Consider the following 6,893-nt stretch of genomic DNA (forward strand, 5'->3'; position numbering starts at 1 on the left):
TTTAACCTGTAAAACATGAAACAACTCATCCTGTTGTCTTTTTTTGTGATTTTATTTTCCTGTAAAACGAGTAAAAAAGAACAACCTGCTCCGGAAACCCACAGATGGTCCGAAGAAAAAGCATGGGCCTGGTATGAAAAGTATGAATGGCTTGCCGGGGCGAATTTTAACCCCAGCACATCGATTAACCAATTGGAATTCTGGCAGCCAGATACTTTTGACCCGGAAACCATCGACCGGGAATTAGGCTGGTCGGCTGAACTGGGATTTAATTTACACCGGGTTTATCTGCACAATTTGCTTTGGGACCAGGATTCCACAGGATTTCTTGAAAGATTGGATAGTTATCTGGATATGGCTGACAAACACGGTATAAAAACCATGTTTGTTTTACTGGATGATGTGTGGCACCCGGTGCCCAAACTCGGCATACAGCCTGAACCGATACCCCACGTACACAATTCGGGCTGGGTGCAGGCACCCGGCGCGGCTATACTGGGAGATAGTACCCGGCACGACGAACTGGAGGCATATATTAAAGGAGTAGTGGGTAAATTTGCCAATGATGACCGGGTGATTTGCTGGGATGTTTACAACGAACCCGACAACGTAGCAAAACGACCGGGCCGCGAGTCATTCGAGGTAAAAAACAAGCACATCTTCTCCCTTGCATTACTGAAAAAAGTATTTGCCTGGGCCAGGGGAGCCAACCCCTCACAACCCCTGACATGTGGTATGTGGAAAGAAAAAGTTGAAAACTGGGGAAATCCCGAAAAATTGCCACCCCTGGAGAGATACATGCTGGAGCAATCGGATGTTATCAGCTTTCATGCCTACGACAATTCGACCGAAGCCGTACAACAGAAAATCGATCAACTTAAAAAGTATAACCGCCCCTTGTTATGTACCGAATACATGGCGCGTACCCGCAACAATACTTTTGAAAATATGATGCCACTATTGAAGGAAAACAATGTAGCGGCGATTAATTGGGGTTTTGTGTCCGGAAAAACCCAGACTATTTATCCCTGGAAAAGCTGGGACTCTACATTTACTGCCGAGCCTGAAGTGTGGTTTCATGATGTTTTGAGAGCTGATGGTACTCCTTTTTCCGAAGATGAGGTGACACTGGTAAAGGAGCTGACCAATCGTTAGATCAGCCCGGTTTGCTGGTGCTGGTCTTATGCAATGGGCCTGCAGGAACAATTCAAGCGTATCGACAAACATTTACACTATGAAAGGAGCAAAACGCTATCTGATTTTAATTGTCATATTGCCGATGTTGATTTCCTGTGGGAAAAAGGACAAAGCCGGCGCTTTGCTGGCAGACAAAAAGGTTTTGTTTCTTGGCAATAGCATTACCCGGAACGGTGCTTATGTCAGTTACATCGAATACTACCTGCGCAAAAAGTACCCCAAAAACAACATCGACATCATCAGTATTGGCCTTAGCAGCGAAACAGTGTCCTGCCTGACTGAAAAGGACCACCCTTTTCCACGTCCTTGTCTTAAAGAACGGCTTACAAGAGCCCTGGAGAAAGTCCGGCCTGAGGTCGTTGTTGCCTGCTACGGTATGAATGACGGCATTTATCATCCGCAATCGCCCGCACGTATGCAAAAATTCCAGGAAGGTATTCAAAATCTGTTGCAGCAGGTCGATCAGATCAATGCAGCCGCTGTGCTGGTGACCCCGCCTGTTTTTGACGCGTTGCCAATTGCTGACAAAGTAGTAGACGCCACAGCAGAAGAATTTGGTTATGCCCACCCTTACAAAGGTTATGATACCGTCCTGGAAGACTACAGCCACTGGTTAAGCGCCCTGAAGATGCCTGACGTGCAAATTATTGACATTCATGGCCCTATGAGAGACTGGATCGGAGCAATGAGAGTGCAGAATCCGTCATTCACCTTTGCCGAAGATGGCATTCACCCGTCACCTTCAGGACACCTTTTTATGGCACGGACGTTTTTGAAGCACTTTGATTTTTCATTTACCGGTGACCTTCGATCCGAAAGTAACAAAATGCAATCGGACAGCTTGTTTCAACTGGTAAACAAAAGAAGAAAATTACGCTCCGACGGATGGTTAAAGTATGTTGGATATATCCGTGGCGATACTGTAAGCCACACCTCTATTGAAGCAACAGAACTGCAGGCCACCCAGTTGAATCAGCAAATCATGGCTTTCAATGACTAACCCGTCTAAACCTGTTTTTGATTGCTTCAATGCTATCGCATACAAACCGGCCACCTTGTTTCATTTATTTTGTTTGCGCTTTGATGATTCTCGGAAGGAGTGACTAACACTTAAATTTTCTTTCCTATATAAAACACATAGCCGTAAAATGCTTTGTATTGATCATACAATTGCATTTCATACTGTTGATTTGCAATGAAGTCTTCGGCAACTTTATTACCGACATGTTTTTTTAAAAAGACCTCCTGTACTGGGACTTGTGGTGCATAGAAATGCTCTATCCAGCAGTTCTCAGGCAGAATAAATGTAGCTACAGGAATGTATCCGGCTTTTTGCATTTGTTCGACTTTGTTGGGGATAGTGTCGATTTCAGGATAAGCATCCATCCAGAATTCATCTATCTCGTTCGGTCGTTCATCTGTAAACCACGACACTTCCGAAACAGCAATATAGCCACCGGTTTTCAGGAATTTTCGCCATTCGTTAAGTCCGCGTTCAAAACCGATATTATAAATAGCACCTTCCGACCAGATGAGGTCTAATTCTTCATGCTGAAAAGGGAGATTATGCATCGAACCGACAATGCCTTTTACCCGCTCCTTAAGATTGAGTTTATCGGCATTTGAATTGAACAGATTTATAAAATCAGGAAACAGGTCGACTCCTGTAATTTTTCCCGGTGTATGCTGTGCGATTACCATTGTTTGACTGCCTGTTCCACAACCTATGTCAGCGATGTAAGATGCCGTAGAAAGATTTTCGATAAAGCTTAATGCTTTAATCGTTACCTCGGGGCTACCGGGACCCTGCCGTTCTACATTCGAATAATATTCGCAGATTAAATTGAAGTCGAATTCGTGGATTGATTTATTTTCGTCACTCATGATGTTTAAATTTAAAATGTTGGCGAATAGCCTATGGATACGCATTATCCTTTGCCAAGCCTCAAAACTATAGTATATAGATAAGAAAATAACTCAGACAGGAATATGACTGAGTTTTATAAAAGAGCAACCTTGGGCAGCATACCAAAGGTTATTTATTTTACCGAATCCATTTTAAATCTAAACATCCAAAATTTTTATTTTGATAAAGATAGCAATTTTTTTTGGTAACGGCTATGTGGCAGTAAAAAACTTATTTTTCAAAACTATGGATGATTACAAAACACCCGGCAGTGCTACCTGATTATGCTGTTGTTGTTGAGGTCATGGATACATCTTACTCATAAATCCTGGAAAACCGTTATCCTTAGTAGTCATAGCATGGCTCTAAGCCATACTATGACTTTCCCACCATTGCTAAGCCTAAAACCTGTTCTTACTTCATCAGAAATTGCACTCCCCATACCATACCGTCTAAAATTCTAAGAGGATACCCTTGTTATTACAGAACTACCTTTCGAAGATGCGGGTTTTCGGCTTATCCCCGATTCTATTGCAAGTTTCAATCCTTATTATCACGGAACTACATCTCGAAGTGTTTGCAGGGCAAAGCGAGGAATTTTTCAGGGTGGAGGCAAAGCGTTTCAATCCTTATTATCACGGAACTACATCTCGAAGATTGGCAAGCATTAAAACACCATTCTCCGTGAATACAGTCGGGAGAACTCTGCTTTTGGGCGAAATATTTGCGGTCACAAATTGTGATCGCAAATCATCAGTTTCTTTTTGAGTAAGCTTAAACATGAAATCGCTTGGAAATTTATCGCTATTTCTTTTCACTTGTTGGCCTAAGACCCTGTTGTCCACTCCATAAAGTTCTGCCAAATCTCTGTCCAACATTACTTTTTTTTCTCTGATAAGATATATTTTTTTTGTTATGGTAGCTTCTGATAGGTTTGTTAAGTTCGTCATTCTTTATTTTAGTGTCCGGTTTGATTTGGCCCATAACGTTTCGTACTGTACCTTCAATGGAGACGGTAAATTTTCATTTTCTTACCCCAAGGGACCAAAATTTGCCCAAATATAGTGATGAGAATGAATTATGCGGGACTATGGCCGGGGAAACTTCCTATTTGAGAAGCTTCGGGCCTTCCGGAGAATTTATTTCAGATATCCATTGAAACACAATTTCTTTTGAGTCCTTCCGGACCTCCTTGATCAATCCTTCATCGATCATTTGCCTCAATACCTTCTCATCTTGTTTAAATCCAGATGATGGGCTTCTATAACGATAAGACAAAAGGTAAGGTTTGTTAATTAGAAACATTTGTTTCAATTTCTCCTTGGTCCGGCCCTGGGTTGTCATTAGGGTATCAACCTCTAAATACTTTATCTTCCAACCTGGCTACCCTGTCCTCAATCTTATCTTGCCGCGTCAACAAGTGATCGTTCATCTTATGAAATTGATCGACAAGCGTTTCAAGTAATTTGGTTTGCTTATTCAAAATTTCTTCTTGCCGATCTTGTCTCATCAGGCTTTCAGATAAGAGTTCCACTATTTTTTCTTCGTTTTTCATATTCTTATTTTAAAAGTTGACTTAATTATGGTTTGGTCAAATCCCATTCAAGCATCAGGGCAAATGCTATTTCTTCAAGGAATTTCCTGCCGGGTTCTCTACGCCGATTCAAAATTTCGGAAAGATCCTTTCGTCTGGTTTCATTGTCTCCGGGTAGCATCCGGCCTAGTTCGGATATACTTATCCTCCTTTGTGACATTACCGTTTTAATCTTATCGATCATATCTGTTTCACCCATAAAGACAAATATACTAAATTTAGTACAGTGTACCAAATTTAGTACGGGTTCTTAATAAGAGGCTTTGCCGTCGGGGATTGGCTGGCTCTTGGGCGGTGCAATAATTAAAGCCTGTCCTTAAGAATATTCAGAATTCTCCCCTTCGGAGGAATATTCATTTAAATTTATTTATTGCCTTAACAGTACCTAATACTATTAATATTAATCCCATCGTCCAAATCGAAAATGCTAGTCTATGATATATTCCGGGATAACTGAATATTGCATACAATAATGCTGCTGCACAAATAGCGACGATTTCCAACACATTGAATTTTATATTTTTCACCCACGCATATATGTACAGTCCAAGGATAATTGGAATAGGCAGCAAGTAAATAATTGAGTCGTTCATTTTCAATTTTATGAATGCCCCCGATAACTTACCTTATGGGAGGTGAAGTGTTTAATCCTCCGGGTCTGTCAGGATAAGAGGCTCATTATTATCTATTTTTACAATCGCATCAAAATTTTCCGCCAAGAAAATCATAAGTTCGGGCATGGTATAATCTGAATTAGCCAATACGACTGCCTTATCGTTTATCTTGACAATAAACCCACCGTCCCTAAATACATTAATGATCAATTTATCAATTTTTATAATCCATCTAAAAATAGTGATAAGTTAACTTAATTCAAACCTTTCTGGCCTGGGGTGCTTTTCGGTGATTTATACTCTTTTGTCACACTATTTTACCACCTGACTAAGGTGGTTTGGCGGTGGATGTTGAAGTAAAAAAAGAAGCCTTTGAGAAAGGCTTCTTTTATAACAAATAAATTTCACTGACTTTATTGAGCCATTCTTTCCAGATCACTTACACCTAGTTCATTTAGTTGCTCAAAAAAATCAGATTGCGATGTGTCAGTTACCCTGCCACTCTCTGGAAGATTACCTTCCTCTTTAGCTTTTAATCGAGCCTGGGCAATCATATCATTGAAAACTTTATTTTCCCTTAATGTGATCTTGGCCGCCTCACTAATTTGATTTTTATCCCAATAACCTTCTAGTTTTTTTAAACTTTCAGCTATAGGATAGACCCGATTGTATTGATAATCCAGCAACGTTTGAGTATACTCAGACAAGCTTTTCAATGCTTCATCGCTCAAGGATTCCTCCTGTGTAAGCAAATCTATCATGGCCAAAGCTTCAACCTGCTTGTAATAAAACTCATGTTCTGTCCCATCAAATTGTTTAATATAGGGAGTAACAATCTCTTGTACGGATTTCCAGCCTTTACTTTTACTTCTTTGAAAAAGCTTCATGAATTCAAAACCCTTAACATGTAGATCGCTCTCTTGCATATACTCTCTCGGATTGATCATATCAGGAAATCTAGGAGGGAAAGCACTTATTTGAATATTTAATTGAGATAACATTTCAGCCGTTTGCTCTGGTGTTTTTTCTACTTTCTCCAGAACAGGGGGTGTTGGCTCTAATTCAACCCCTTTCTTTTCATCACTGTTACAAGCGTATAGAAACAGTGTGATTATGATACAAGATATTAGATTTCTATAATACATAATTCTATTGGTCTAAGTAGTTAGAGATAAAATCAATCAAAAACAAAATATATCATCTACTGTACCCCCATAACTTCCACAACAACAAGATGGTGCTAAGCTGATAGAACAAATAAATGCAGGAAAGGGACTTCGGTAAAGCGGATAGGCTTGATAAAGTGGAAACCCAGTGAAGATATCATATGCCCAAAACAGACAAACATCAGTATAATCACAACAAAATCCTGAAGAAGCGCCATTAATGGTTAACGAATTCCATACCCAAATAAATTCATATGCAGTTGAACCCTGTGGCACACCATACTCATAGCATTGAAATGTAGCAGCCTTAACGGACCCAAAAGCCGCTAGCAGGCTAAACAAAATACACAAAGAAATTAATTTTCTTTTCATAATTGAAATCATTTGAATGAATTAAACATAGTACTGCATGAAAT

At 40.1% G+C, this 6,893-nt stretch carries 8 protein-coding genes; 2 read left to right on the forward strand and 6 right to left on the reverse strand.

The genetic code is table 11. The features are described from left to right. The first annotated feature begins 15 nt into the window (after window positions 1-15). Together AC04NP_RS27315 and AC04NP_RS27320 are read left to right on the forward strand one after the other, a co-directional pair. Complete coding sequence (locus AC04NP_RS27315; RefSeq protein WP_482863256.1) at window positions 16-1,155, forward strand: cellulase family glycosylhydrolase; 1,140 nt, start codon at window positions 16-18, stop codon at window positions 1,153-1,155. A gap of 79 nt (window positions 1,156-1,234) precedes the next feature. Continuing rightward, a complete protein-coding gene (locus AC04NP_RS27320) occupies window positions 1,235-2,197 on the forward strand; it encodes an SGNH/GDSL hydrolase family protein (protein WP_482863257.1) in 963 nt (320 codons plus the stop codon). Window positions 2,198-2,307: 110 nt separating this feature from the next. Here AC04NP_RS27320 and AC04NP_RS27325 read toward each other — a convergent pair whose 3' ends face one another. The 6 genes from AC04NP_RS27325 to AC04NP_RS27350 form a co-directional block, all read right to left on the reverse strand. Further along, window positions 2,308-3,081 (reverse strand): class I SAM-dependent methyltransferase, encoded by a 774-nt coding sequence (locus AC04NP_RS27325; protein ID WP_482863258.1) that lies wholly within the window; start codon window positions 3,079-3,081, stop codon window positions 2,308-2,310. Window positions 3,082-3,738: 657 nt separating this feature from the next. Continuing rightward, complete coding sequence (locus AC04NP_RS27330) at window positions 3,739-4,053, reverse strand: ORF6N domain-containing protein (protein WP_482863259.1); 315 nt, start codon at window positions 4,051-4,053, stop codon at window positions 3,739-3,741. Between the two features lie 401 nt (window positions 4,054-4,454). Beyond that, on the reverse strand, window positions 4,455-4,658 hold the full coding sequence (locus AC04NP_RS27335; RefSeq protein ID WP_482863260.1) for a hypothetical protein: 204 nt from the start codon (window positions 4,656-4,658) through the stop codon (window positions 4,455-4,457). A gap of 25 nt (window positions 4,659-4,683) precedes the next feature. Further along, complete coding sequence (locus AC04NP_RS27340) at window positions 4,684-4,896, reverse strand: hypothetical protein (protein ID WP_482863261.1); 213 nt, start codon at window positions 4,894-4,896, stop codon at window positions 4,684-4,686. A gap of 828 nt (window positions 4,897-5,724) precedes the next feature. Further along, the gene (locus AC04NP_RS27345) at window positions 5,725-6,456 is read right to left on the reverse strand and encodes a hypothetical protein (protein WP_482863262.1); all 732 of its coding nucleotides are present in this window, start codon (window positions 6,454-6,456) and stop codon (window positions 5,725-5,727) included. Window positions 6,457-6,492: 36 nt separating this feature from the next. After that, complete coding sequence (locus AC04NP_RS27350) at window positions 6,493-6,849, reverse strand: hypothetical protein (RefSeq protein ID WP_482863263.1); 357 nt, start codon at window positions 6,847-6,849, stop codon at window positions 6,493-6,495. Between the last annotated feature and the right edge of the window lie 44 nt (window positions 6,850-6,893).

The organism is Agaribacillus sp. DX54, assembly GCF_056858335.1.

What these genes read in the sequence shown, in the direction of transcription:
- AC04NP_RS27350 (WP_482863263.1), bottom strand. Translation starts at nt 6,849, where the DNA reads ATGAAAAGAAAATTAATTTCTTTGTGTATTTTGTTTAGCCTGCTAGCG.
- AC04NP_RS27325 (WP_482863258.1), bottom strand. Translation starts at nt 3,081, where the DNA reads ATGAGTGACGAAAATAAATCAATCCACGAATTCGACTTCAATTTAATC.
- AC04NP_RS27320 (WP_482863257.1), top strand. Translation starts at nt 1,235, where the DNA reads ATGAAAGGAGCAAAACGCTATCTGATTTTAATTGTCATATTGCCGATG.
- AC04NP_RS27335 (WP_482863260.1), bottom strand. Translation starts at nt 4,658, where the DNA reads ATGAAAAACGAAGAAAAAATAGTGGAACTCTTATCTGAAAGCCTGATG.
- AC04NP_RS27345 (WP_482863262.1), bottom strand. Translation starts at nt 6,456, where the DNA reads ATGTATTATAGAAATCTAATATCTTGTATCATAATCACACTGTTTCTA.
- AC04NP_RS27340 (WP_482863261.1), bottom strand. Translation starts at nt 4,896, where the DNA reads ATGGGTGAAACAGATATGATCGATAAGATTAAAACGGTAATGTCACAA.
- AC04NP_RS27330 (WP_482863259.1), bottom strand. Translation starts at nt 4,053, where the DNA reads ATGACGAACTTAACAAACCTATCAGAAGCTACCATAACAAAAAAAATA.
- AC04NP_RS27315 (WP_482863256.1), top strand. Translation starts at nt 16, where the DNA reads ATGAAACAACTCATCCTGTTGTCTTTTTTTGTGATTTTATTTTCCTGT.